Genomic DNA, 24348 nt, shown 5'->3' with positions numbered 1-24348 from the left:
GCCCCAAGGTTGATCAAAGTGTCATATCCGCCGATTTTGCGGCGCTTTTACCCTACCAATAACACAGTACGCGACGCTCCAGTGCTGACTGCAAGTCCTCGAATTTCACCGGTTTGTTCAGGTAATCGATAGCGGCGCCGGTGCTGCAGAGCTCTCGGTCGGCGGTTAGCGCCAACATAAACACCGGCAAATTCGCGCAGCCTGGCAACGCATGAATCTGGCAGCACAATGATGCGCCGTCGTGAGCCGGCAACTGGCAATCGATCAGCACCGCATCGAAGGCTTCTCGCTGCAGGCAGTCCAATGCCGCCGCACCGTTATCGGCGGTACGCACGCGGAAGCCGAGCTTGAGCAACATGCCACGCATCACCAGTTGGTTGACGCTGTTGTCGTCCACCAGCAACACCGTGCAGTCCTGCGGTGCGCGCACGCAATCGTGTGAAGGAATCGGCGTCGATGCCGCCTCAACCACCGGCAACTCAAACTCGACATCCAGCTGGAAACGGCTGCCACGCCCGGGCTCCGAGCGATGAGTGAGCTTGCCGCCGAGCAACTCGACCAACTGTCGGCAGATCGCCAGACCGACGCCCAGCCCGCCGTATTCGCGGGTCATCGAACCGTCGAGCTGGAAGAAACGCTGGTACATCGTCGCTTCGCCCAGATCAGTGAACCCGATGCCGGTGTCGATCACCGCAAATGACAGCGCCAGACGATTGCCCGTCGACGGCTTGCCCGTCACGCGCAACGCCAACCCACCGACACGGGTGAACTTGATCGCATTGTCGAGCAGGCATTCCAGGCATTGCGCGAGTTTTGCGCTGTCGCCGTGCAAGCGATCCGGCAGGGTCGGCAGCACCTCGACTTTGAAGTCCAGCGACTTGCTCGCCGCGTTGCCGTCGAACTGCACGCGCAACGCTTCAACTACTGCGCGCAGACTGAAGCTGCCCGGCGATGCCTTGAGCTTGCCGGCCTGCAATTCGGTCAGGGTAAGGATGCCGTTGACCATGCGCATCATGTCCCGCGCGGAACCGGCGGCGGTCTGCTGATATTGCTCAAGCTCCGGATCCAGATCGACGGTCTGCATCAGTTCCAACGAACCGATCACGCCGTTCATTGGCGTGCGCAGTTCGTGGGTCAAGGTCGCGAGGAATTCGTCTTTGAGCTTGTTGCTGTGGGCCAGTTGCTGGTTGAGCACTTCGAGTTTCTGCCCGGCGTCGTACAGGGTTTGCGCCTGTTGCTCACGCATCGCGTTGATGCGGTCGGCCAGTGCCAGCGACAGCAGCGCCACCTCGATGGCCGAGCCGATCTGGCTGGCGTACATGGTCAGGAACACGTTCGGCAGCAAGCCCAACACCATCAGGGTGTTGACGATGCCGCCGAGCAGGAACGCCGACCAGGCGATGATGAAATAGCGCGCCACCCGCAAGCCGCGCCACCAGGCCAGAATCCCGGCGGCGAAAATCACCACAGTGAAGGTCAGCGCCAGTATCGTCGCCAAGCGCAGCGACAACGCGTAACTGGTCATCAGCGACAAACCGATGACCAATGCTCCGAAGGCAATCAGCCCGATCAACAAGCGGTCGAGCCAGCGACTGTGGGTTTTGGTCTGCAGGAAGCTGCGGGCGAACTGGCTGCCGAACAACCCGGCGCAACCGATGAAGAATGGCGTCGCGGCGTTGGCCCACCACGGATTGTCCGGCCAGAAATATTCGACCGCCGCACCGTTCACCGACAACTGATAAAGGCCAAACGAAGCGATATAGAAGATGTAGTAGAGATAGCTGGTATCGCGCACGCTGAGGAAGATGAACAGGTTGTAGACCACCATCCCCAACAGCACGCCATAAATGATGCCGAGCACATACAGGCGCACTGGCTGGTCTTCGAGGTACGCCGTGCTCGACCATAACGTGACCGGTGCCTGAATCGAACCTTCGCTGGCCAGTCGCAGGTACACGGTTTGCTGTTGATCCGGTTTGAATGAAAGGTCGAACAGATAGTTGTTCTGGCGAATCTCGCGGCTGGCGAACGGCAAGGCATCGCCGGTTTGCCGGACGAGGCGGTAGTCGCCAGCGGCATCGGGCATGTACAGGTCGAGATGGTCGAGCGGTGGATAAGCCAGTTCCAGCAGCCAGGTGCGCTGGGCGGCGGGATTGCTCGGACGATAATGCAGGTCGATCTTCAGCCAGAACGCCGAGCGTGAATAACCGGCATTGAGCGTGGCTTTATCGTGAGGTTTGAAATTGCCGGCGGCAGCTTGCGCACGAACATCGGCAATGCTCGCCTGACCGCTCGGGTCTTCGAACACTTGCAGCGACCGGCCCAGAGGGAGGCTCTGGGTAAATTCGTCGAATTCGACGGCGCTCGCCATAAGGGGCAAGCAGAACAGCAACATCAGCAGATAGCGCATTGAAGCCCCAGCGTGGCTCGTCCGGTTGTGTCAGGAAGCCCCCCATTCCCTTTGAGTAGACGTAAAACCGGTATTACCTGTTATTGGTTTGGATCCAGACTAGCATAGCCGTTGATGGCCATTGAGCACCATTGAAATTTTTCCTACAAAGGCTCTAGAACGGGCGTTCCAGAGCAAAGCAGCGAGCTAGAGCTGTTGAGTTGGTCAGCTTGTGACAGAGCGGTCGGATTCTCCTGCCAGGTTATCGCCCCGGGACAACGGCACTGAACCCGAAAATCAGGTTTGGTGGTAAGCTCGCGCACCATGAATATCTACAGCTCCCGCCCCGTTGTCCTCTGTCTCTCCGGCCACGACCCAAGTGGTGGCGCCGGCTTGCAGGCAGATATCGAAGCTCTGCTCGCGCAGGGTTGCCATGCGGCTCCGGCCGTCACCGCCCTGACCGTGCAAGACACCGTCAACGTCACTGACTTCCGCGTCCTCGACCGTGAGTGGGTACTGGCTCAAGCCAATGCCGTGCTCAACGATTCCGAAGTCGCTGCGGTCAAACTGGGCATGCTCGGTTCGCTGGAAATGGTCGACACCGTTGTCGAACTGCTTTCGGCGCACCCGCACTTGCCAGTGGTCTGCGACCCGGTGCTGCGCGCCGGCGGCGGCGGACGTCTGGGCAAGGACGAGGTCGGCTATGCGATGCGTGAGCGTCTGCTGCCGCTATCGATCATTGCCACCCCCAACCTTCCTGAAGCGCGCATCCTCGCCGAACTGCCCGAAGGCACCGCCGACGAGTGCGCTGAAAAACTCCTGCCGTTCGTCAAAAACCTGCTGATCACCGGCGGTCACGGCGACGAAACTGAAATCCACAACCGCGTGTACAGCCGCGACGGTCTGCGTGAAACCTTTATCTGCCAGCGTCTGCCGGGCAGCTATCACGGTTCCGGTTGCACGCTGGCCAGTGCTTTGGCCGGTCGCCTGGCGCAGGGCGAACACCTCGCCAGCGCCGTGCGCAGTGCACTGGATTACACCTGGCGCACCCTGCGCGATGCCGAACAACTGGGCAAAGGCCAGTTCGTCCCGCGTCGCCTGCCGCTGGATTTCTGCTCGTAACGTCGTGAGGTCTGCCCGATGAAACTACGTGGCCTGTATGCCATTACCGACAGCGCACTGCTGGCGGGCAAGTTTCTGTCTTACGTGGAGGCGGCGCTGGAAGGCGGCGTCACCCTGCTGCAATACCGCGACAAAAGCAGTGACGAGGCCCGCCGTTTACGTGAGGCCGAAGCGCTACGTGATCTGTGCGAGCGCTACAAGACGCAACTGATCATCAACGATGACGCTGAGCTGGCGGCGCGCCTCAACGTCGGCGTGCACCTCGGTCAGACCGATGGCCCGCTGTCGCCGACCCGCGCGCTGCTCGGTTCGAAAGCGATCATCGGTTCGACCTGCCACGCGCAAATCGCGCTGGCCGAACAAGCGGCCAAAGAAGGCGCGAGCTATGTCGCCTTCGGCCGCTTCTTCAATTCCAACACCAAACCCGGCGCGCCGACCTGCAGCCTCGATCTGCTCGACGAGGCCAAACGCACGCTGCACCTGCCCGTCTGCGCGATTGGCGGCATCACCCTCGACAACGCTGCACCGCTGGTGGCCCATGGCGTCGACCTGCTCGCCGTGGTCCACGGTCTGTTTGGTGCCGAGAGCAGCGCCGAAGTGACCCGCCGCGCCCGCGCGTTCAATGAATTACTGAAAGTCTGATTTGAGAGCCCGATCATGTCTCGTTCCGAAACCCTGTTTGCCAATGCCCAGAAACACATCCCCGGTGGCGTGAACTCGCCAGTCCGCGCATTCAAGAGCGTTGGCGGTACGCCGTTGTTCTTCAAGCACGCTGAAGGCGCTTACGTAACCGACGAAGACGATAAGCGTTATGTCGATTACGTTGGTTCCTGGGGTCCGATGATCCTCGGCCACAGCCACCCGGACGTGCTCGATGCGGTGCGTAATCAGCTGCAACACGGCTTGTCGTACGGCGCGCCGACCGCGATGGAAACCGAGATGGCCGATCTGGTCTGCTCGCTGGTGCCGTCGATGGACATGGTGCGCATGGTCAGCTCCGGTACTGAAGCGACCATGAGCGCGATCCGTCTGGCCCGTGGTTACACCGGCCGCGACAGCATCATCAAGTTCGAAGGCTGCTACCACGGCCACTCCGACAGCCTGCTGGTCAAGGCTGGTTCTGGTGCACTGACCCAAGGCGTTCCAAGCTCGGCCGGTGTGCCCGCAGCATTTGCCAAACACACCCTGACCCTGCCGTTCAACGACATCGACGCCGTTGAAAAGATGCTCGCTGAAGTCGGCGAGGAAGTGGCGTGCATCATCGTTGAACCGGTGGCCGGCAACATGAACTGCGTGCCACCGGCGCCGGGCTTCCTCGAAGGCCTGCGCGCGCTGTGCGACAAACATGGTGTGGTGCTGATTTTCGACGAAGTGATGACCGGTTTCCGCGTTGCCCTCGGTGGTGCTCAAGCGTACTACGGGGTCAATCCTGACCTGACCACCTTCGGCAAGATCATCGGCGGCGGCATGCCGGTTGGCTGCTTCGGCGGCAAGCGTGAAATCATGCAGCGCATCGCGCCGCTGGGCCCGGTGTATCAGGCCGGTACGCTGTCGGGTAACCCACTGGCGATGGCCGCTGGTTTGACCACGCTGCGTCTGATCAGCCGTCCGGGCTTCCACGCTGAGCTGACCGACTACACCACGCGTCTGCTCGACGGTCTGCAACAGCGCGCCGATGCTGCCGGCATTCCATTCGTGACCACCCAGGCTGGCGGCATGTTCGGTCTGTACTTCAGCGGCGCCGATGACATCGTCACCTTTGAAGACGTGATGGCCAGCGACGCTGCGTTGTTCGGGCGCTTCTTCCACCTGATGCTGGAAGGTGGCGTGTACCTCGCACCGAGCGCTTTCGAAGCTGGTTTCACCTCGATCGCTCACGGCGAAGCCGAGTTGCAACTGACGCTGGACGCTGCCGAGCGTGCCTTCGCTGCACTGAAGTAATCGCCGTACCGCTGACGTTGGCTATCGCCAGCGTCAGCATTCACCTACATCCGCGCTGTTTTTCCGATGCCCCTGCTAAAAATCTCCCCTAAAGTGGGCGATATATTCCCCGCGCAGCAGAAAAACGAGTAAAGACTTTGTAAGGTTGGCCCTGCTTATTTCATAATGCGCGCTTATTGGATCCCTCGATGGGTCCGCGTGCCCTTCAGAGGTAAGTCGATTCCCATGAACCGCACCGGCCGCACCCTTGCCTTGGGCTGCCTGTTGCTCCTTCAGCCCCTGCTCGCGCATGCACAAGCAGGCGGCAACTCGTTGTTGATCCCGGCGATGGGTCGTTGCACCCTCAATACTCAGCCGCAAGACGTCACGCAGGCACTGGCCGCCTGCCAGAAAGCGGCGGACGAAGGGGATGCGCAAGCGCAATACGAGTTGGGTGAGTTCTACTACGACGGCAAGAATGCGCCGCGCGACCTCAATCAAGCCCTGAGCTATTTCGAAAAAGCCTCGTTGCAAGGCCACGCTCAGGCTCAGTTCAAGCTCGGCACGATGTTCTTCCACGGTGAAGGCGTACAGGCCAACAACATTCAGGCGTATATCGTGCTGAAGATGGCCGCGGTCAACGGCGCTGAAGATGCGCTGGACACGGCCGACGAAGTTTCCGAAAAAATGTCCCGCGAAGACCTCGAAACCGCGACCCAGGTGCTCGGGCAAATTTTCCGTAAATACCTGATGGAACTGCAGAGCGCCGATGGGCGTACGCCTTTCTCACCGCTTCCCTGATTTTTGCATCGACCTTCCTGACCTCTTCGCGAGCAGGCTCGCTCCCACAGGGATCTTCTGAACACTGGAGATCTACTGTGGGAGCGACGGTGCGACGATTCGACCTGCTCGCGAATGAGGCGACTCGGTTTTAAGGCTTACTTCTCAGGCATCGGCATCGGGAACGGCATCACATTACCGACCGCGCCACGGGCTTCGCTGATTTTCGGGGTGCCCAGACGTTCCACTTCGTCGATGCGCACGATCGAATGCATCGGCACAAAGCTGCGCACCACGCCTTCAAACTGCGCCTTGAGCTTTTCTTCGCTCGGGTCGACGACCACTTGCGTGCGCTCGCCAAAGACGAACTCTTCCACTTCCAGAAAACCCCACAGATCACTTTGATAGATCTGCTTGGCGTACATTTCGAACACCTGGCCCTGGTTGAGGAAAATCACCTTATAGATTGGAGCTTCGCGTTTGGTCATGGCGGGGGGATAACATCGGGGATAAAAATGAGGGCGCAAACTATAGCATAGCCTCCGGACGCACAGCGGTAGGAACCTGCGGGCTTGTTCCCTATAATGCCGGGTTCTTTGAATCACGTGACGACACTAATCCATGGCCAAGAAGCTTTACATCGAAACCCACGGTTGCCAGATGAACGAGTACGACAGCTCGCGCATGGTCGATCTGCTGGGTGAACATCAGGCCCTGGAAGTCACCGCGCGTGCGGAAGACGCCGACGTGATTCTGCTCAACACCTGCTCGATCCGCGAGCGCGCCCAGGATCGCGTGTATTCGCAGCTCGGCCGCTGGCGCGAACTGAAACTGGCCAACCCCGACATGGTCATCGCCGTCGGCGGTTGCGTGGCCAGCCAGGAAGGCGCGGCGATCCGCGATCGCGCGCCGTACGTCGATGTGGTCTTTGGCCCGCAGACCCTGCACCGCCTGCCGGAAATGATCGACGCCGCGCGCATCACCAAATTGCCGCAAGTCGACGTGTCGTTCCCGGAAATCGAAAAATTCGACCACTTGCCCGAGCCGCGCATCGATGGCCCGAGCGCTTATGTGTCGGTGATGGAAGGTTGCAGCAAGTACTGCACGTTCTGCGTGGTGCCTTACACCCGTGGCGAAGAAGTCAGCCGGCCATTCGACGACGTGATCGCCGAAGTCATCCACCTCGCCGAAAACGGCGTGCGTGAAGTGACCCTGCTGGGGCAGAACGTCAATGGCTATCGCGGCACCACCCATGATGGTCGTCTGGCCGATCTGGCCGAGCTGATTCGTGTAGTCGCGGCGATTGATGGCATTGACCGCATTCGCTACACCACTTCGCACCCGCTGGAATTCTCCGACAGCCTGATCCAGGCCCACGCCGATGTGCCGGAACTGGTCAAGCACCTGCACTTGCCGGTGCAATCGGGCTCCGACCGGATTCTCGCGGCGATGAAGCGCAATCACACCGCGCTGGAGTACAAATCCAAACTGCGCAAACTGCGCGCCGCGGTGCCGGGAATCTGCATCAGTTCGGACTTCATCGTCGGCTTCCCTGGCGAGACCGAGAAAGATTTCGAACAGACCATGAAGCTGATTGCCGACGTCGGTTTCGACTTCTCTTATTCCTTCGTCTATAGCCAGCGCCCGGGCACCCCGGCTGCCGATCTGGCCGACGACACCCCGGAAGAGCTGAAGAAGGAGCGCCTGAACGCGCTGCAACATCGCTTGAATCAGCAAGGTTTCGAGATCAGCCGACAAATGGTCGGCTCGACCCAGCGGATTCTGGTAACTGATTATTCGAAGAAAGACCCGGGCGAGCTGCAAGGGCGCACCGAGAATAATCGTATCGTCAACTTCCGCTGCGACAATCCAACCCTGATCGGTCAGTTCGCCGACGTGCATATCGACGCGGCACAACCGCACTCGCTGCGAGGCTCGCTGGTCCAATAATCAACACAGGGCACTGTGGGAGCGAGCCTGCTCGCGAAGGCGGCGACACATTCAACAACAATGTGTCTGACCCACCGCTTTCGCGAGCAGGCTCGCTCCCACAGGAACAGCGATGATTTAAGAGCTTTCGCACCCAGGCCTCTGGCGTTATCCTTGATTTCATCTTAATTGCCCCAGGGCGGCTAAATACGACCTTGAACGCACCCATAGAACCACATCGTTTTATCCTCGAGCCCTTTGAGGCTCGCCGCTTCGCCAATCTGTGCGGGCAATTCGACGAGCATTTGCGCTTGATCGAACAGCGCCTGACCATCGAGATCCGCAACCGCGGAAACCAGTTCGAGCTGATCGGCGACCCCAAACACACCACGTCTGCGGAAAATCTGATTCGTCGCCTGTACCGGGAAACCAAAGGTTCAGAGCTGTCGCCAGATACGGTGCACCTGTTCCTGCAGGAATCGGCCGTGGTCGAGCTGGACAATCACGCCCCCGCCGAAGCCTCCGTCGCCCTGCGCACCAAGAAAGGCATGATTCGCCCTCGCGGCTTGAATCAGTTGCGCTACGTGAAGGAAATCCTCGGCAACGACATCAACTTCGGCATTGGCCCGGCCGGTACCGGCAAGACCTATCTGGCCGTCGCTTGCGCCGTGGATGCCCTAGAGCGCGAACAGATCCGGCGCATCCTGCTGGTGCGTCCGGCGGTTGAAGCGGGTGAAAAACTCGGCTTCCTGCCCGGCGACCTGTCGCAGAAGATCGACCCGTACCTGCGCCCGCTCTACGACGCACTCTACGAAATGCTCGGCTTCGAATACGTGGCCAAGCTGATCGAGCGTCAGGTGATCGAAGTTGCGCCGCTGGCCTACATGCGTGGCCGTACGCTGAACAACAGCTTCATCATTCTCGATGAAAGCCAGAACACCACCGTCGAACAGATGAAGATGTTCCTGACCCGGATCGGCTTCGGTTCCACCGCTGTCATCACCGGTGACATTACCCAGGTCGACCTGCCGAAAGGCACCAAGTCGGGTCTGCACCATGTGATCGAAGTGCTCAAAGACGTGCCGGGCATCAGCTTCACCCACTTCCAGCCCAAAGACGTCGTGCGCCATCCTTTGGTCCAGCGGATCGTCGAAGCCTACGAGCGCTTCGAAAACCGTGACGAAGCCCCTAAGGACACCTCGCGAAATGCTTGAGCTAGACCTGCAAATCGCGACTGAAGCGAGCGCCCCGAGTGAAGCCGATTTCCGCCTGTGGTGCGAACTGGCCCTGCGCCAGCGCACCGCCGACTCGGAAATGACCATTCGTCTGGTCGACGAGGAAGAAGGCCGCGAGCTCAATCACACCTGGCGCCACAAGGATTACGCGACCAACGTCCTGTCGTTCCCGGCTGAAGTGCCCGACGAGTTTCTCGACATCCCGCTGCTCGGCGATCTGGTGATCTGCGTGGCCGTGGTCGAACGCGAAGCCGCCGAACAAGGCAAGGAACTAAAGGCCCACTGGGCACATCTGGTCATTCACGGCTGCTTGCATCTGCTTGGTTACGACCATATAGATGACGAAGAAGCCGAAGAAATGGAAGCACTGGAACGCGAGTTGCTTGCCGAATTGGGCTATCCCGATCCGTACGCGGACGACGAACCCGAAACATCCCCTATCGTTACAACAAAGGATTCAGAGTAATCGCTATGAGCGAAGATCGATCGAGCAACGGGCAGAAGTCATGGCTGGGTAAACTGACCCAGGCTTTTGCCCACGAGCCGAAGAACCGTCAGGAGCTCCTCGAGCTGCTGCGTGATGCACATCAGAACAAACTGCTGGACAGCGAAGCGCTGGCCATCGTCGAAGGCGCCATTCAGGTGGCTGACCTGCAAGTACGCGACATCATGGTCCCGCGTTCGCAGATGATCAGCATCAAGGCGACCCAGACACCCCGTGAATTCCTCCCGGCCGTGGTCGATTCGGCCCACTCGCGCTATCCGGTGATCGGCGAAAGCCATGACGACGTGATGGGCGTGCTGCTGGCCAAGGATCTGCTACCGCTGATCCTCAAGGAAAACGGCGACAGCTTCAACATCAAGGATCTGCTGCGCCCGGCCACCTTCGTGCCGGAGTCCAAGCGCCTGAACGTGTTGCTGCGTGAATTCCGCGCCAACCACAACCACATGGCCATCGTCATTGACGAATACGGCGGTGTGGCCGGCCTGGTAACGATTGAAGACGTGCTGGAACAGATCGTTGGCGACATCGAAGACGAGCACGACGTCGAGGAAGACAGCTACATCAAGCCGCTGCCTAGCGGTGACTTCCTGATCAAGGCGCTGACGCCGATCGAAAACTTCAACGAGTTCTTCGACAGCGAATTCTCTGATGACGAGTTCGACACCGTCGGTGGTCTGGTGATGAGCGCTTTCGGGCACTTGCCAAAACGCAACGAAATCACTGAAATCGGCGCCTATCGTTTCCGCATCCTGAACGCCGACAGCCGTCGGATTCATTTGCTGCGACTGACGCCAATTGCTCGTTAATTCTAAGGACTGAAATGCGCTGGACAACCCGCCCCGGCTGGCCCGGTAACCTGCTGGCCGTGGCGGCCGGTGCAATCACCACCTTCGCTCTGGCACCGTTCAACATCTGGCCGCTGGCTTTGCTGGCGGTCGGCTTGTTCTATGCCGGTCTGCGCGAACTGAGCCCGCGTCAGGCGCTGGGCCGCGGCTGGTGCTTCGGTTTCGGCCTGTTCGGCGCCGGTACCAGCTGGATCTATTACAGCATCCACCATTTCGGCGGTGCTTCGGTGCTGCTGGCCGGGTTCTTGATGCTGTTGTTCACGGCGGCGATTGCCTGGTTCTTCGCCCTGCCCGCCTGGATTTGGGCGCGCTGGTTGCGCCGTAATGAAGCGCCGCTGGCCGATGCCCTCGCGTTTGCTGCGCTGTGGGTCGCTCAGGAAATGTTTCGCGGCTGGTTCCTGACTGGTTTCCCGTGGTTGTACTCGGGTTACAGCCAGCTCGACGGCCCGCTGGCCGGTCTCGCGCCGGTGGGAGGCATGTGGTTGGTGGGCTTCGTGCTGGCACTGACCGCTGCACTGATCTACAACGCGCCACGCTTGCTGCAAAGCGGCCGCAAAGCTTTTGTTGTGGCCGGTCTGGTGCTGTTGGTCGGGCCGTGGATCGTCGGTATTACGCTTAAGGGTCACGCTTGGACCAGTCCGTCGGGCGCGCCTTTGAGCGTTGCTGCGATTCAGGGCAACGTCGCGCAAAACATGAAATGGGATCCGGCCGAGCTCAACGCGCAGTTGGCGTTGTACCGCGATCTGAGCTTCCGATCGAAACCGGTGGATCTGCTGATCTGGCCGGAAACCGCTGTGCCGGTGCTCAAGGAATCTGCCGAAGGCTACCTGAGCATGATGGGTAACTTCGCCGCCGAGCGAAAATCCGCCCTGATTACCGGCGTGCCGATTCGCGAAATGGTTCGTCACGAAAAACGCTTCTTCAACGGCATCACCGTGGTCGGCGAAGGCGATGGCACTTACCTGAAGCAGAAACTGGTGCCGTTCGGCGAGTACGTGCCATTGCAGGACGTCCTGCGTGGCTTGATCGCGTTCTTCGATTTGCCGATGTCCGACTTCGCCCGAGGCCCGGCTGATCAGGCGCTGCTGCAAGCCAAGGGTTATCAGATTGCGCCGTTCATCTGCTACGAAGTGGTGTACCCGGACTTCGCTGCCGGACTTTCGGCACGCAGTGATTTGCTGCTGACGATCAGCAACGACACCTGGTTCGGCACCTCGATTGGCCCGCTGCAACATTTGCAGATGGCGCAAATGCGTGCCCTGGAAGCCGGGCGCTGGATGATCCGCGCAACCAACAACGGCGTGACCGGGTTGATCAACCCGTTCGGGCAGATCACCGAGCAGATTCCGCAGTTCGAACAAGGGATTTTGTACGGTGAAGTGGTGCCGATGCACAACCTGACGCCCTACCTGCAATGGCGCTCGTGGCCGTTGATCATCGTGTGCTTGCTGTTGTTTGGCTGGGCACTGATGGCCAGCCGGATGTCGAAAACCCTCTAAAGCAAAAGATCGCAGCCGGCGGCAGCAGGGAAAACGCAAATCCCAATGCAGGAGCTGCCGCAGGCTGCGATCTTTTGATCTTCAGCGGTAAAACAACGAATACCCCACCTGCCCCACCGCTTCATTCAGCAACTGCCCGCTCTGCCAGATAGACTTGAACTCCGGCAGCCAGCCACCAAAGGGTCTTGCGTTATCTGTACCTAAAAAGCCTACCGGCGCCGGTACTACGTCAAATCCCGCCTGTTGAAAGCTCCATACCGATCGCGGCATGTGCCACGCCTGCGTCACCACGACCACACGTTTGATCCCCTGCGGCAACAAGATATCGGCGGTGAACTTGGCGTTTTCCCACGTGGTACGGCTTTCGCCTTCCTGCCAACGCACCGTCACGCCAAAATCGTCGCGCAATGAATCCGCCATCAACTTCGCCTCAGTCGGCGGCGTACCGTAATGCAAGCCACCCGTGGTCAGAATCGGCAAACCGGATGCCTTCGCCAGCCGCGCCGCATAACGCTGACGCTCGAGCCCCACGCCAGTCGGCTGATCCTCACCCCACGCCAGATCACCGCGCTCTCGCCCGGAACCCAGCACCACAATAGCGTCAGCCCGTTGCGCCAGCGTCGTCCATTCTTCACGGGCCAGCGGTGGCTCGCGCTCCAGTGCTTTTGCGCCCCACTGCACGACCACCGGCAGGCTCATTAGCCACAATCCGCCAAAGCCAAGGGCAAAACACACGCCAGCCAGGCGCGGCCGTGAGCGACGCAGCCACCACGCAGCCAGCAACAACAGCAAAAGAATGCCGGGCGGCAATAAAAGTTGTTTGATGAAATAACGAAAAGGCATCGAGCATCTCCAGAGATGCCCGAAGCCTAAGAGTGTTAATAAAGCGTTACAACCAATAGGTGGGATCCTGTTGAAAAAGATCCGGTTCTTGACCTGCCATGCGCTTACTTGGCCTGCACAGAGCGAACCTTGACGGTGTCTCTGCCGGGCGCCTTGTCCTTGAGCCAGATGACCTTGGCCGAATGTGCTGCATCGAGCTGCTTCACTGCCTGTGACAAGCATCCGTGCGTTTCACGTTCACTGCGATCCAGATAGGCCTTGACCAGTTTGAACTCGGCGGGGCTCAAGCCACGCAATTCCAGTTCCAGGGGGCGCTCGTCGCGCAGCCGGTCAGCGGTTTTTACTGCGTCCAGGGCCATACCCAGACGGTCGATCAACCTTTCGTACAACTCGGGTTTCGTCACGTTTTTTTGCCGTTGCTCCACCATCCCTCACCTCATTGAAGATAAGACTCACTCCCCAGTTAGAGCTTAGCTTCGCTGCACAAACCGGCTGCACGCCGCGACCAACGGCCCTCGCCACGAATTTGCCGGGACAAACAGCTGTAATCAGGGTTTCCCTAGGCCAAGCACGGTCATGTATGCTACGGCGCTTCCTGTAATTCCACTTCCAGCTCGTCCGGGCCAACCCCGGAACCTGCGTTGAAGAGGATTAGGCCACCCCTATCCAGTACAAAAGTAGCCATGCACGAACAATATCAGCCCCGTGAAATAGAAGCCGCCGCCCAATCGTTCTGGGACGAGCAAAAGTCCTTTGAAGTCAGTGAACAGCCAGGCAAGGAAACCTACTACTGCCTGTCGATGTTCCCTTACCCCAGCGGCAAGCTACACATGGGGCACGTGCGCAACTACACCATCGGCGACGTGATCTCCCGCTACCAGCGCATGCTCGGCAAGAACGTTCTGCAACCGATGGGTTGGGACGCGTTCGGCATGCCGGCGGAAAACGCCGCGATGAAGAACAACGTCGCGCCGGCCAAGTGGACCTACGAAAACATCGCCTACATGAAAACCCAGCTGCGCAGCCTGGGTCTGGCGGTCGACTGGTCGCGCGAAGTGACTACCTGCAAACCGGATTACTACCGCTGGGAACAATGGCTGTTCACTCGCCTGTTCGAAAAAGGCGTGATCTACCGTAAAAACGGCACCGTGAACTGGGACCCGATCGACCAGACCGTTCTGGCCAACGAACAGGTGATCGACGGTCGCGGCTGGCGTTCCGGCGCGCTGATCGAAAAGCGCGAAATCCCGATGTACTACTTCAAGATCACCGCTTATGCGGATGAGCTGCTGGAGAGCCTCGACGAACTGACTGGCTGGCCTGAACAGGTCAAGACCATGCAGCGCAACTGGATCGGCAAATCCCGCGGCATGGAAGTGCAGTTCCCGTACAACGTCGACTCGATCGGCGAAGCCGGCACCCTCAAAGTCTTCACTACCCGTCCGGACACCCTGATGGGCGCGACCTATGTCGCCGTGGCTGCCGAGCACCCGTTGGCCACCCTGGCCGCGAAAAACAACGCCGAGCTGCAAGCGTTCATCGCTGAATGCAAGGGCGGCAGCGTTGCTGAAGCCGACGTCGCCACGCAAGAGAAAAAAGGCCTGCCGACCGGCCTGTTCGTCGAGCACCCGCTGACCGGTGAGAAACTGCCTGTCTGGGTCGCCAACTACGTGCTGATGCACTACGGCGACGGCGCTGTAATGGCCGTACCGGCGCACGACGAGCGCGATTTCGAATTCGCCCACAAGTACAACCTGCCGGTTAAATCCGTGGTGCGCACCAGCTCTGGCGACAGCAACCCGGCCCCTTGGCAAGACGCCTACGGCGAGCACGGCACGCTGATCAACTCCGGCGAATTCGACGGTCTCGACTTCGCTGGCGCATTCGACGCCATGGAAGTGGCCCTGATCAAGAAAGAACTGGGCGCCTCGCGTACTCAGTTCCGCCTGCGCGACTGGGGCATCAGCCGTCAGCGCTACTGGGGCTGCCCGATCCCGATCATCCACTGCGACACTTGCGGTGACGTGCCGGTGCCGGAAGATCAACTGCCTGTGGTCCTGCCGGAAGACGTGGTGCCGGACGGCGCCGGTTCGCCGCTGGCACGCATGCCTGAGTTCTACGAGTGCAGCTGCCCGAAATGCGGCCAGCCTGCCAAGCGTGAAACCGACACCATGGACACCTTCGTCGAGTCGTCGTGGTACTACGCCCGCTACGCCTCGCCGCACTTTGAAGGTGGCCTGGTGGAAAAATCCGCAGCCGATCACTGGCTGCCGGTCGATCAGTACATCGGCGGTATCGAACACGCCATTCTTCACCTGCTCTACGCGCGTTTTTTCCACAAGCTGATGCGTGACGAAGGCCTGGTCAGCTCGAACGAGCCGTTCAAGAACCTGCTGACCCAAGGCATGGTGATTGCCGAGACTTACTACCGTCGCGAAGCCAATGGTGCTTACACCTGGTTCAACCCGGCGGACGTAGAACTCGAGCGTGACAGCAAAGCCAAGGTCATCAGCGCCAAACTGATTGCCGACGGTCTGCCGGTGGAAATCGGTGGCACCGAGAAAATGGCCAAGTCGAAAAACAACGGCGTCGACCCACAGTCGATGATCGATCAGTTCGGCGCCGACACCTGCCGCCTGTTCATGATGTTCGCTTCGCCACCTGACATGAGCGCAGAGTGGTCCGACTCCGGCGTCGAAGGTTCGCACCGCTTCCTCAAACGCGTCTGGCGCTTGGCGCAAGCCCACGTTACTCAGGGGCTGCCGGGCAAACTGGACATCGCCAGCCTGAACGACGAGCAGAAAGCCGTGCGCCGCGCGATCCATCTGGCCATCAAACAGGCCAGCCATGACGTCGGCCAGAACCACAAATTCAACACCGCCATCGCCCAGGTGATGACGCTGATGAACGTACTGGAAAAAGCCGCACAAGCTACCGAGCAGGATCGTGCGCTGATTCACGAAGGTCTGGAAGCCGTGACACTGTTGCTGGCGCCAATCACCCCGCACATCAGCCACGAACTGTGGAACAAGCTGGGTCACGCTGACGCAGTCATCGACGCTGGCTGGCCGGCTGTGGACGAAAGTGCGCTGGTTCAGGACAGCCTGACGCTGGTCATTCAGGTCAACGGCAAGCTGCGTGGCCAGATCGAAATGCCGGCCAGCGCGACTCGCGAAGAAGTCGAAGCCGCCGCACGTGCCAACGAAAACGTCCTGCGTTTCGTCGATGGCCTGACTATTCGTAAAGTGATCGTAGTGCCCGGGAAACTGGTCAATATCGTCGCCAGCTAATTGGATTGTGCGTCAGGCTCGCCTGACGCCGGATAAAACCTTTCGGGCCGCACGGTCGGCCCACCTGGTTTCAAGGGGAGCAACACAATGATCAAACGCAATCTGCTGGTGATGGGCCTCGCCGTTCTCTTGAGCGCCTGCGGTTTCCAGCTGCGCGGCACCGGCACCAACGAACTGACGATCAAGGAGCTTGATCTGAGCGCCCGTAATGCCTACGGCGAGACGGTCACGCAACTGCGTCAGGTACTGGAGTCGAGCGGCGTCAAGGTTTACAGCGGCGCGCCGTACAAACTGTTCCTGGCTGACGAGCAGGAAAGCCAGCGCATCCTCAGCTACGCAGGTGCCGGTCGTACCGGTGAGTATCAGGTCACCACCGTCCTGAGCTACGACATCCGTGGCGACAAAAACCTTTCTCTGCTGAGCGACAAGCTTGAAGTACAGAAAGTGTTTATCCACGACGGCAACAACCTCGTCGGCTCCGACCAGGAAGCCAGCGACGCCCGTCGCGATATCCGTCGCGAGCTGGTTCAACGCATGATGCTGCGCCTGCAACAGCTGACCCCAGTTCAACTGGAGCAATTGCAGCAAGCTGCGAACAACCGCGCCAAGGCAGAAGCCGACGCGTTGGAAGCGGCGCAGAAAGCTGAAGCGGAAACTCCGCGTCAGTCGCCGCTCGAAATCCCGCAGCAGTAAGACGTTCGGGGCGCTCAGGCGCCCCGTTCGACCTTTCTTATGAAGCTCGCTCCCGCCCAACTCGGTAAACACCTGCAAGGTACTTTGGCGCCTGTCTACATCATCAGCGGCGATGACCCGCTGCTGTGTCAGGAAGCCGCCGACGCCATCCGCAGTGCTGCGCGCCAGCAAGGTTTTGATGAACGCCAGGTCTTCGCCGCCGACGCCAATTTCGATTGGGGCACGTTGTTGCAGGCCGGCGCCAGCATGTCGTTGTTCTCGGAAAAACGCCTGCTGGAACTACGCCTGCCTTCGGGCAAGCCCGGTGACAAAGGCGCCGCTGCATTCATCGAATATTGCTCGCGTCCCGCCGAAGACACGGTGCTGTTGATCAGCCTGCCCAAGATGGATGGCAGCGCGCAGAAGACCAAGTGGGGCAAGGCGCTGGTCGAAGGTCAGCAAACCCAGTTCATCCAGATATGGCCGGTGGATGCCAATCAGTTGCCGAGCTGGATTCGTCAGCGTCTCTCTCAGGCCGGGCTATCGGCGAGTCAGGACGCCGTCGAATTGATTGCTGCGCGTGTCGAGGGCAACCTGCTCGCCGCCGCGCAGGAAATCGAAAAGCTCAAGTTGATGGCCGAAGGTGGCCAGATCACCGTCGAAACCGTGCAGGCCGCTGTGGCCGACAGTGCGCGGTTTGACGTGTTCGGCCTGACCGATGCCGTGCTCAACGGCGAGCCGGCCCACGCACTGCGCATGCTTGAAGGGCTGCGCGGCGAAGGCGTCGAACCACCGGTGATTCTCTGGGCGCTTGCTCGCGAGCTACGTCTGCTGGCCAATATCTCGTTGCAATACAGTCAGGGCACGCCGCTGGACAAGTGTTTCAGCCAAGCGAAACCGCCGGTCTGGGACAAGCGCAAACCGTTGATGAGCAAAGCCCTGCAACGCTACTCGGCGCAACGCTGGGCGCAGTTGCTGCTCGAAGCACAGCGCATCGACGCGCAGATCAAAGGCCAGGCGGCCGGTTCGCCGTGGATGAGCCTGAGTCGCTTGGCATTGTTGATGTCCGGCCAGCGTCTGACACTCCCCGCCGAATAACCTGTTCTACCGCATAACGGCCATTCGCGAGCAGGCTCGCTCCCACATTGAAATGCATTCCAGATGTGGCGGCGAGCCTGCTCGCGAAAGCGCCAGAACATTCCTACACAACAGGGACTGGACAGACGCCCGACATCGGCAGATTATTTCCCCCGCAAAACCCACTCAATCGAGAGAACCCTCATGAGCAAAAAGCCATCGAAACATGGCCCCAACAAGGCCAAATCCATCGTCGCCCAGCCCCTGTTCCGTAGTCGCCAGGAACGACCAACCAAGGGTAAAGGCAGCTACCGCCGCGAAGCCTTCCAGTCTGACAGCTGGGAGGCTTCTTACTTTCTGGCCGCTTGAAGCGCAGTACCCCCCGGTCATGTTAAGGTCTGCACCTGATTCGTTTTCCTGGAACTGTGCATGCCCCTAAGTCTTTCCCGTCGTTGGCCTGTTCGCCAATTGATCGCTGCCTCCAGCTTCATTCTGCTTGTCGCCTGCGCGGAAAAACCGACCGCCGCCGATGCGCAACCCCTTCAAGCCGCGCCTGTCGCCACGGCCCCAGCGATTATCCCGCCGGTAGTGCCGTCCGCCGACCCTCTTGATCTCCAGCCGACCCAAACCTTTGCCGAATGGCAGGCAGGCTTTCGCAAAGATGCACTGGCCGCCGGGATTAGCCCAGAGCTGTTCGATCGCGCCTTTGCCAATGTCAGCTTCGACGCCAGTGTGATTCGGGCCGACCGCAGCCAACCAGAGTTCTCGCGCCCGGTATGGGAATACCTCGACGGTGCACTGTCGCCGCTGCGCGTGCGCAAAGGTCAGGCGCTGATCAGCCAGTACGCCGACATTCTGCAAAGCATCGAACAGCGTTATGGCGTTGATCGTCAGGCGCTGGTGTCGGTGTGGGGCATGGAAAGCAACTTCGGTCAGTTCCAGGGCAGCAAGTCGGTGATCAACTCGCTCGCCACCCTTGCCTACGAAGGCCGTCGCCCGGGCTTCGCTCACGCACAGCTGATCGCCGCCCTGCAGATCCTGCAACAGGGCGATATCTCGCCGGAGAAGATGCTCGGCTCGTGGGCCGGTGCCATGGGGCAGACCCAGTTCATTCCGACCACCTACAACACCCATGCTGTGGACTTTGACGGCGATGGCCGCCGCGATATCTGGGGTAGCCCTGCTGACGCACTGGCCTCGACCGCGCATTACCTGCAAAGCTCCGGCTGGCAGCGTGGCCAGCCGTGGGGGTTTGAAGTGCAGCTGCCGAGCAGCTTCAACTACACCCTGGCTGATGGCGCAACTCGCAAGAGTGTCGCCGAATGGCGTCAGTTGGGCATGACTCTGCCGAATGGCGGTCAGGTGCCAGCAGGCTCTGAACAGCTGTCTGCCGCCCTGCTGCTGCCGGCTGGTTATCGTGGGCCGGCGTTCCTGATCCTCGACAACTTCCGCGCGATTCTCAAGTACAACAACTCCTCGTCGTACGCGCTGGCAGTGAGCCTGTTGTCCGAGCGTTTCAGCGGTGGCGGCTTGATCAACGGCAGTTGGCCAAAAGATGATCTGCCGCTGAGCCGCACCGAGCGTATGGAATTGCAGACCCTGTTGAGCGCGCGCAATTACGATGCCGGCACCGCGGACGGGATTATCGGCGCCAATACGCGTAAAGCGATTCGCAGTGCCCAGCAGTCATTTGGCTGGCCGGCGGATGGTTATCCGACGCATAAACTGCTGGAAAGCCTGCGTTCCCAATAGAACGAATGCCGTATGGCTGATATCGCTTTCGCGAGCAGGCTCCCACATTGAAATGCATTGCAAATGTGGGAGCGAGCCTGCTCGCGAAGACTGACTTTCAGGCAATAAACCTTCAGGCCTTGATCACCACATCCTGCTCCAGGATCAATTCCTGCTTCCCGGCATCCAGTCGCACCAGTGCGCCCAGCGGCAGCGTCAGGTTCGGATCACAATGCCCGCTGCGCCAGCCAGACAAAACCGGAATTCGTAAAGGCTCGAAGGTCTGCTTGAGCAAGCGGTTCAGCGCTGCGACATCCACGCCGGCAATATCCCCGACCAACACCCCGCGCAACTTGGCCAACTTGCCGGCCAGACGCATCTGGGTCAGCAAGCGATCAATGCGATACAGCGGCTCGTTGATGTCTTCGATCAGCAGAATCACCCCCTCGACATCGATTTCGTAAGGCGTACCCAACGTCGAAGCGATCATCGCCAGATTACCGCCGAGCAAGCGTCCGTGCGCGATGCCAGGTTCGACGCTAGTCAACGGATAAGCCACCGGATGGCTCAGCACACTGCCCGCCTTCAATTGCCCGCGCAGCATGGCGAAGAACGAAGTCACCGTCGGTGGCTCCTTGTCACCCAACAGGTCGGCATTGAGCAGCGGACCGTGAAAAGTCACGAATCCTGCGTATCGACTGATGGCCAGGTGCAGCGCGGTGATATCGCTGTAGCCAACGAAGGGCTTGGCGTTGCGGCTCAGCAGGTCGTAGTCGATGCGGTCGAGCAATCGCGGCGTGCCGTAGCCACCGCGCAGGCAAATGATCGCATCGACCTCGGGATCAGCGAACGCCGCGTGCAGGTCACGCAGGCGCACATCGTCACTGCCGGCCAGATAGCCGTCCTTTTCATAGACACCGGGAAACACCTTCAGCCCATAGCCACGGGCGCGCATCCATTGCACCGCCTTGTCGGTGTCCAGAGTACCGGGACCGGCAGGTGCAATAACGCCGATCAGTCCCTCTGAAGGCAGTGCGGGCACGGCTCTGTGCGGACAAAGTGTGTGGGTCGGTCGAACGGTCATCCTTGGATCTCCCTGTGAAGTCATGCACACACAGTAGTCAGGAACGGCGGCAAACAGAAGAGGGTCAGCCACGCCGTGGATTGAAGGAAAAATCAGCAGCGAAGGTAATCCGGGCAAAAAAATGCCCGCCGGGCATCAAAGCCTCGGCGGGCATGTTTTCATTCAACGCGGACTCAGGAACCCAGCAGCTCAGCCTTGACCAGCTTCGCTTGCTCGTCGGCGTGGTACGAAGAACGCACCAGCGGGCCCGAAGCAACGTTTTTGAAGCCCATCTTGTAACCTTCCTCGGCGAACCAGGCGAAGGTGTCCGGGTGCACAAAACGCTGCACCGGCAAGTGGCTGCGCGACGGCTGCAGATACTGACCGAGGGTCAGCATGTCGATGTCGTGTTCGCGCATGCGCTTCATGACTTCGATGACTTCTTCGTCGGTCTCGCCCAGACCCAGCATCAGGCCGGATTTGGTCGGAATGTGCGGCATCATCTGCTTGAAGCGTTGCAGCAGGGTCAGCGACCACTGGTAATCCGAACCCGGACGCGCAGCCTTGTACAGACGCGGCACGGTTTCCAGGTTGTGGTTGAACACATCCGGTGGCTCGGCGGCGGTGATTTCCAGCGCGACGTCCATGCGCCCACGGTAGTCCGGAACCAGAGTTTCCAGCTGCACGTTCGGCGACAGTTTGCGGATTTCGCGGATGCAGTCGGCAAAGTGCTGGGCACCGCCGTCACGCAGGTCGTCGCGGTCAACCGAAGTGATCACCACGTACTTGAGCTTGAGGTCGGCAATGGCGATGGCCAGGCTTTCCGGCTCATTGACGTCCAGTGGCTTCGGACGACCGTGGCCGACGTCGCAGAACGGGCAGCGACGGGTGCAGATGTCGCCCATGATCATGAACGTCGCGGTGCCACCGGAGAAGCACTCGCCGAGGTTCGGGCAGGACGCTTCTTCGCAGACGCTGTGCAGCTTGTGCTTGCGCAGCAGGCTCTTGATACGGTCGACTTCCGGCGAAACCGGGATGCGTACACGAATCCAGTCAGGTTTCTTCGGCAGTTCGGTAGTCGGAATGATCTTTACCGGAATGCGTGCAACCTTCTCGGCGCCGCGCAGCTTGACGCCGGCTTCTACCTTGGGACGCGGGGCCGGGCGCTCGGTCACGTCGAGCGTCGGGATCATGGTTTGCACTGCATCAGTAGTCATATCAGTCGATTCCGCCCGTCAGGGTCGTCTGCTCAGCATAGTCGAGGTGTTTGACGAGCTGCGCACGCAGCCGGGCACTTACCTCGGCAAATTCAATCGATCCTGCGTGGTCGCTCAGCTGGGTCATCGCCAGCCCGGCATAGCCGCAGGGATTAATCCGTCGAAACGGTTCCAGGTTCATATCCACGTTCAGGGCCAGGCCATGAAAGGAACAACCGTGGCGAATCCGCAAACCCAGAGAAGCGATTTTCGCTCCATCGACATAGACGCCGGGAGCATCTGGCTTGGCTGCAGCGGTTACGCCGTAGCTGGCCAGCAGTTCAATCAGGCAAAGCTCCATGCGGCTGACCAGATCACGCACGCCGAAACCCAGCTTGCGTACATCCAGCAACAGATAGGCCACCAACTGGCCGGGGCCATGATATGTCACCTGCCCGCCGCGATCGACCTGCACTACCGGGATATCACCCGGCAGCAACAGATGTTCGGCTTTGCCGGCCTGGCCCTGAGTGAACACCGGCGGGTGTTCGACGAGCCAGATTTCGTCGGCGGCATCGCTGCCGCGTTCGTTGGTAAAGCGTTGCATGGCATGCCAGACCGGCTCGTAAGCCATCTGGCCGAGCTCACGAAAGCCCAGCGTGCCCGGCATCACAACACCATGTGCACGAAGCCGGTCGCCCGCAGTTCGCTGTTGATGTTGTACAGCTGATCCTGATCGGTCGCGACGATGTGCAACTGAATTGTGGTGTATTTGCCGTTGGTGCTTTGGCGCTCGTCGATGCGCTCATCGTTGATGGTCGCGTGTTTCAGGACGATCTCGATGATCTTGTCCTTGTTGCCAACACCCGTATCACTGATCACCTTAATCGGATAATCAGTCTGCGGGAATTCGATCTTTGGCGCCTTTACTTCGGTATCGGTCATGGCGTAACGGCCTCTTGAGCGCAAGCCGTGATAACGCGCATGGCCCCGCACCGGATCGGGGCGGGGCCATGCAGGTCAACACAAATCAGTTGAACAAGCCGTAGAAGAATAGACGGATGCTATCCCACATGCGGCGGAAGATACCACCCTCCTCGACGCCATCCAGAGCGATCAGGTCAGCGCTGTGCACGACCTTGTCTTCCAGTTTGACTTCGACTTTACCGATCACGTCGCCCTTGGCGATTGGCGCGGTCAGCTGCGGGTTCATGGTCATGCTGGCAGCAAGCTTCTTCAGCTGGCCTTTTGGCAGGGTCATGGTCAGGTCTTCAGCCAGGCCGGCCTTGACTTGATTGGTGGTGCCTTTCCACACCGGGGCCTGAGCCAGTTCGGTGCCCTTCTGATAGAAGGTCTGGGTTTCGAAGAAGCGGAAGCCGTAGGTCAGCAGCTTCTGGGTTTCAGCGGCGCGCGCCACTTCGCTGTTGGTGCCGAACACCACGGCGATCAGACGCTGACCATCACGTACTGCCGAAGACACCATGCAGTAGCCGGCTTCGTCGGTGTGACCGGTTTTCAGACCGTCAACGGTCTTGTCGCGCCACAGCAGCAGGTTGCGGTTAGGCTGCTTGATGCCGTTCCAGAAGAACTCTTTCTGCGAGTAGATCGCATAGTGAGCCGGGTCTTCGTGGATGATTGCGCGAGCCAGAATCGCCATGTCGTGAGCCGACGAGTAGTGCTCAGGGTTTGGCAGACCGGTCGGGTTCATGAAGTGGGAGTTGGTCATGCCCAGATCGGTGACAGTCTTGTTCATCAGATCGGCGAACGCATCTTCGCTGCCGGCGATGTGCTCGGACAGCGCCACGCTGGCGTCGTTGCCGGACTGGATGATGATGCCGTGCAGCAGGTCGCTGACAGTCACCTGCGAGCCGACCTTGATGAACATCCGCGAACCGCCGGTGCGCCAAGCGTTTTCGCTGACGGTCACCGGATCGTTTTCACCGATCTGGCCACGACGGATTTCCAGGGTCGCGATGTACGCGGTCATCAGCTTGGTCAGGCTGGCCGGTGGCAGACGCTGGTCGCCATTGTTCTCGACCAGCACGTTGCCGCTGCTGGCATCCATCAGAACGTAGGCTTTGGCGGCCAGTTGCGGTGGCGACGGCATCATCTCGGCCGCGAAGGCGGCTGGCGAGAGGAGCAGCGGGACTAGCAGACACAGGCGTTTGGCAAAGGTGGTGATGTTCATCCGTCTCTCGAAATCGCTAATGGAAACTGTCCTTGCGGACAAAATTTAATCAGATGACTTTCTA

The 24348-nt window shown here is 59.8% G+C and carries 23 protein-coding genes; 14 read left to right on the top strand and 9 right to left on the bottom strand.

Translation table 11 applies throughout. The features are described 5' to 3' along the window. Positions 1–52: 52 nt before the first annotated feature. Positions 53–2410, bottom strand: a complete 2358-nt coding sequence (locus KBP52_RS22360; RefSeq protein WP_212620980.1) for a hybrid sensor histidine kinase/response regulator — start codon at positions 2408–2410, stop codon at positions 53–55. Between the two features lie 303 nt (positions 2411–2713). Here KBP52_RS22360 and KBP52_RS22355 point away from each other — a divergent pair, with 303 nt between their 5' ends. The 4 genes from KBP52_RS22355 (at position 2714) to KBP52_RS22340 (ending at position 6232) form a co-directional block, all read left to right on the top strand. Further along, the gene (locus KBP52_RS22355; protein WP_007909650.1) at positions 2714–3511 is read left to right on the top strand and encodes a hydroxymethylpyrimidine/phosphomethylpyrimidine kinase; all 798 of its coding nucleotides are present in this window, start codon (positions 2714–2716) and stop codon (positions 3509–3511) included. A gap of 18 nt (positions 3512–3529) precedes the next feature. Further along, positions 3530–4153, top strand: a complete 624-nt coding sequence (thiE, locus tag KBP52_RS22350) for a thiamine phosphate synthase (RefSeq protein WP_212620979.1) — start codon at positions 3530–3532, stop codon at positions 4151–4153. A 15-nt stretch (positions 4154–4168) separates the two neighbouring features. Then, the gene (gene hemL, locus KBP52_RS22345; protein WP_212620978.1) at positions 4169–5452 is read left to right on the top strand and encodes a glutamate-1-semialdehyde 2,1-aminomutase; all 1284 of its coding nucleotides are present in this window, start codon (positions 4169–4171) and stop codon (positions 5450–5452) included. Between the two features lie 225 nt (positions 5453–5677). After that, positions 5678–6232, top strand: coding sequence for a tetratricopeptide repeat protein (locus KBP52_RS22340; protein ID WP_003228518.1), 555 nt, complete (start codon positions 5678–5680; stop codon positions 6230–6232). Between the two features lie 137 nt (positions 6233–6369). Here KBP52_RS22340 and KBP52_RS22335 read toward each other — a convergent pair whose 3' ends face one another. Next, the gene (locus KBP52_RS22335; protein ID WP_003185742.1) at positions 6370–6699 is read right to left on the bottom strand and encodes a DUF1820 family protein; all 330 of its coding nucleotides are present in this window, start codon (positions 6697–6699) and stop codon (positions 6370–6372) included. Between the two features lie 133 nt (positions 6700–6832). Here KBP52_RS22335 and miaB point away from each other — a divergent pair, with 133 nt between their 5' ends. The 5 genes from miaB (at position 6833) to lnt (ending at position 12224) form a co-directional block, all read left to right on the top strand. Further along, positions 6833–8161: a tRNA (N6-isopentenyl adenosine(37)-C2)-methylthiotransferase MiaB gene (gene miaB, locus KBP52_RS22330; RefSeq protein ID WP_212620977.1), complete on the top strand. Its 1329-nt coding sequence runs from the start codon at positions 6833–6835 to the stop codon at positions 8159–8161. 194 nt (positions 8162–8355) lie between these two features. Further along, positions 8356–9354, top strand: coding sequence for a PhoH family protein (locus KBP52_RS22325; protein ID WP_038361873.1), 999 nt, complete (start codon positions 8356–8358; stop codon positions 9352–9354). Further along, entirely contained in the window at positions 9347–9841 is a 495-nt protein-coding gene (gene ybeY / locus KBP52_RS22320) for an rRNA maturation RNase YbeY (RefSeq protein WP_007909643.1), read from the top strand. The genes KBP52_RS22325 and ybeY overlap by 8 nt, the downstream gene beginning before the upstream one ends. A 5-nt stretch (positions 9842–9846) precedes the next feature. Beyond that, positions 9847–10686 (top strand): HlyC/CorC family transporter, encoded by an 840-nt coding sequence (locus KBP52_RS22315; RefSeq protein WP_007909641.1) that lies wholly within the window; start codon positions 9847–9849, stop codon positions 10684–10686. Positions 10687–10700: 14 nt separating this feature from the next. Then, positions 10701–12224 carry an apolipoprotein N-acyltransferase gene (gene lnt, locus KBP52_RS22310; protein ID WP_212620976.1) on the top strand — a complete coding sequence of 508 codons (1524 nt, stop codon included), beginning with the start codon at positions 10701–10703 and terminating at the stop codon, positions 12222–12224. A gap of 81 nt (positions 12225–12305) precedes the next feature. On the opposite strand, the gene KBP52_RS22305 is transcribed toward lnt, so the two are convergent. Continuing rightward, complete coding sequence (locus tag KBP52_RS22305; protein WP_212620975.1) at positions 12306–13067, bottom strand: YdcF family protein; 762 nt, start codon at positions 13065–13067, stop codon at positions 12306–12308. A gap of 104 nt (positions 13068–13171) precedes the next feature. Beyond that, positions 13172–13495, bottom strand: coding sequence for a hypothetical protein (locus tag KBP52_RS22300; protein WP_077574659.1), 324 nt, complete (start codon positions 13493–13495; stop codon positions 13172–13174). A 255-nt stretch (positions 13496–13750) separates the two neighbouring features. Here KBP52_RS22300 and leuS point away from each other — a divergent pair, with 255 nt between their 5' ends. From leuS to KBP52_RS22275, 5 genes are all read left to right on the top strand, one after another. Continuing rightward, on the top strand, positions 13751–16357 hold the full coding sequence (leuS, locus tag KBP52_RS22295) for a leucine--tRNA ligase (RefSeq protein WP_116029850.1): 2607 nt from the start codon (positions 13751–13753) through the stop codon (positions 16355–16357). A gap of 87 nt (positions 16358–16444) precedes the next feature. After that, a complete protein-coding gene (gene lptE / locus KBP52_RS22290; protein ID WP_116029851.1) occupies positions 16445–17050 on the top strand; it encodes an LPS assembly lipoprotein LptE in 606 nt (201 codons plus the stop codon). 39 nt (positions 17051–17089) lie between these two features. Further along, positions 17090–18127, top strand: coding sequence for a DNA polymerase III subunit delta (gene holA / locus KBP52_RS22285; protein ID WP_077574662.1), 1038 nt, complete (start codon positions 17090–17092; stop codon positions 18125–18127). Between the two features lie 183 nt (positions 18128–18310). Further along, the gene (gene arfA, locus KBP52_RS22280; RefSeq protein ID WP_016986126.1) at positions 18311–18475 is read left to right on the top strand and encodes an alternative ribosome rescue factor ArfA; all 165 of its coding nucleotides are present in this window, start codon (positions 18311–18313) and stop codon (positions 18473–18475) included. A 60-nt stretch (positions 18476–18535) separates the two neighbouring features. Beyond that, a complete protein-coding gene (locus KBP52_RS22275) occupies positions 18536–19858 on the top strand; it encodes a lytic murein transglycosylase (RefSeq protein WP_212620974.1) in 1323 nt (440 codons plus the stop codon). Positions 19859–19970: 112 nt separating this feature from the next. Here KBP52_RS22275 and KBP52_RS22270 read toward each other — a convergent pair whose 3' ends face one another. From KBP52_RS22270 to KBP52_RS22250, 5 genes are all read right to left on the bottom strand, one after another. Then, a complete protein-coding gene (locus KBP52_RS22270; RefSeq protein ID WP_212620973.1) occupies positions 19971–20921 on the bottom strand; it encodes an LD-carboxypeptidase in 951 nt (316 codons plus the stop codon). A gap of 173 nt (positions 20922–21094) precedes the next feature. Beyond that, positions 21095–22093: a lipoyl synthase gene (gene lipA, locus KBP52_RS22265; RefSeq protein WP_161986515.1), complete on the bottom strand. Its 999-nt coding sequence runs from the start codon at positions 22091–22093 to the stop codon at positions 21095–21097. Positions 22094–22118: 25 nt separating this feature from the next. Continuing rightward, complete coding sequence (lipB, locus tag KBP52_RS22260; protein ID WP_008087909.1) at positions 22119–22766, bottom strand: lipoyl(octanoyl) transferase LipB; 648 nt, start codon at positions 22764–22766, stop codon at positions 22119–22121. After that, complete coding sequence (locus KBP52_RS22255; protein WP_077574665.1) at positions 22766–23041, bottom strand: DUF493 domain-containing protein; 276 nt, start codon at positions 23039–23041, stop codon at positions 22766–22768. Before KBP52_RS22255 ends, lipB begins: the two co-directional genes overlap by 1 nt. Positions 23042–23126: 85 nt before the next feature. Next, positions 23127–24284, bottom strand: a complete 1158-nt coding sequence (locus KBP52_RS22250; RefSeq protein ID WP_038361911.1) for a D-alanyl-D-alanine carboxypeptidase family protein — start codon at positions 24282–24284, stop codon at positions 23127–23129. Positions 24285–24348: the final 64 nt, after the last annotated feature.

Origin of the sequence: Pseudomonas sp. SCA2728.1_7 (assembly GCF_018138145.1) — a bacterium.
In the GTDB taxonomy this organism is placed as follows: domain Bacteria; phylum Pseudomonadota; class Gammaproteobacteria; order Pseudomonadales; family Pseudomonadaceae; genus Aquipseudomonas; species Aquipseudomonas koreensis_A.
This window is presented reverse-complemented; position numbering and strand designations above follow the sequence as displayed.

Bases quoted from the DNA above. Each gene is read 5' to 3' on its own strand.
- KBP52_RS22255 (WP_077574665.1), bottom strand. From the start codon at position 23,041: ATGACCGATACCGAAGTAAAGGCGCCAAAGATCGAATTCCCGCAGACT.
- hemL (WP_212620978.1), top strand. From the start codon at position 4,169: ATGTCTCGTTCCGAAACCCTGTTTGCCAATGCCCAGAAACACATCCCC.
- ybeY (WP_007909643.1), top strand. From the start codon at position 9,347: ATGCTTGAGCTAGACCTGCAAATCGCGACTGAAGCGAGCGCCCCGAGT.
- KBP52_RS22305 (WP_212620975.1), bottom strand. From the start codon at position 13,067: ATGCCTTTTCGTTATTTCATCAAACAACTTTTATTGCCGCCCGGCATT.
- KBP52_RS22300 (WP_077574659.1), bottom strand. From the start codon at position 13,495: ATGGTGGAGCAACGGCAAAAAAACGTGACGAAACCCGAGTTGTACGAA.
- KBP52_RS22335 (WP_003185742.1), bottom strand. From the start codon at position 6,699: ATGACCAAACGCGAAGCTCCAATCTATAAGGTGATTTTCCTCAACCAG.
- lipA (WP_161986515.1), bottom strand. From the start codon at position 22,093: ATGATCCCGACGCTCGACGTGACCGAGCGCCCGGCCCCGCGTCCCAAG.
- lptE (WP_116029851.1), top strand. From the start codon at position 16,445: ATGATCAAACGCAATCTGCTGGTGATGGGCCTCGCCGTTCTCTTGAGC.
- KBP52_RS22355 (WP_007909650.1), top strand. From the start codon at position 2,714: ATGAATATCTACAGCTCCCGCCCCGTTGTCCTCTGTCTCTCCGGCCAC.
- lnt (WP_212620976.1), top strand. From the start codon at position 10,701: ATGCGCTGGACAACCCGCCCCGGCTGGCCCGGTAACCTGCTGGCCGTG.
- KBP52_RS22270 (WP_212620973.1), bottom strand. From the start codon at position 20,921: ATGACCGTTCGACCGACCCACACACTTTGTCCGCACAGAGCCGTGCCC.
- thiE (WP_212620979.1), top strand. From the start codon at position 3,530: ATGAAACTACGTGGCCTGTATGCCATTACCGACAGCGCACTGCTGGCG.
- KBP52_RS22360 (WP_212620980.1), bottom strand. From the start codon at position 2,410: ATGCGCTATCTGCTGATGTTGCTGTTCTGCTTGCCCCTTATGGCGAGC.
- arfA (WP_016986126.1), top strand. From the start codon at position 18,311: ATGAGCAAAAAGCCATCGAAACATGGCCCCAACAAGGCCAAATCCATC.
- KBP52_RS22250 (WP_038361911.1), bottom strand. From the start codon at position 24,284: ATGAACATCACCACCTTTGCCAAACGCCTGTGTCTGCTAGTCCCGCTG.
- KBP52_RS22315 (WP_007909641.1), top strand. From the start codon at position 9,847: ATGAGCGAAGATCGATCGAGCAACGGGCAGAAGTCATGGCTGGGTAAA.
- KBP52_RS22275 (WP_212620974.1), top strand. From the start codon at position 18,536: ATGCCCCTAAGTCTTTCCCGTCGTTGGCCTGTTCGCCAATTGATCGCT.
- miaB (WP_212620977.1), top strand. From the start codon at position 6,833: ATGGCCAAGAAGCTTTACATCGAAACCCACGGTTGCCAGATGAACGAG.
- holA (WP_077574662.1), top strand. From the start codon at position 17,090: ATGAAGCTCGCTCCCGCCCAACTCGGTAAACACCTGCAAGGTACTTTG.
- KBP52_RS22340 (WP_003228518.1), top strand. From the start codon at position 5,678: ATGAACCGCACCGGCCGCACCCTTGCCTTGGGCTGCCTGTTGCTCCTT.
- leuS (WP_116029850.1), top strand. From the start codon at position 13,751: ATGCACGAACAATATCAGCCCCGTGAAATAGAAGCCGCCGCCCAATCG.
- lipB (WP_008087909.1), bottom strand. From the start codon at position 22,766: ATGCCGGGCACGCTGGGCTTTCGTGAGCTCGGCCAGATGGCTTACGAG.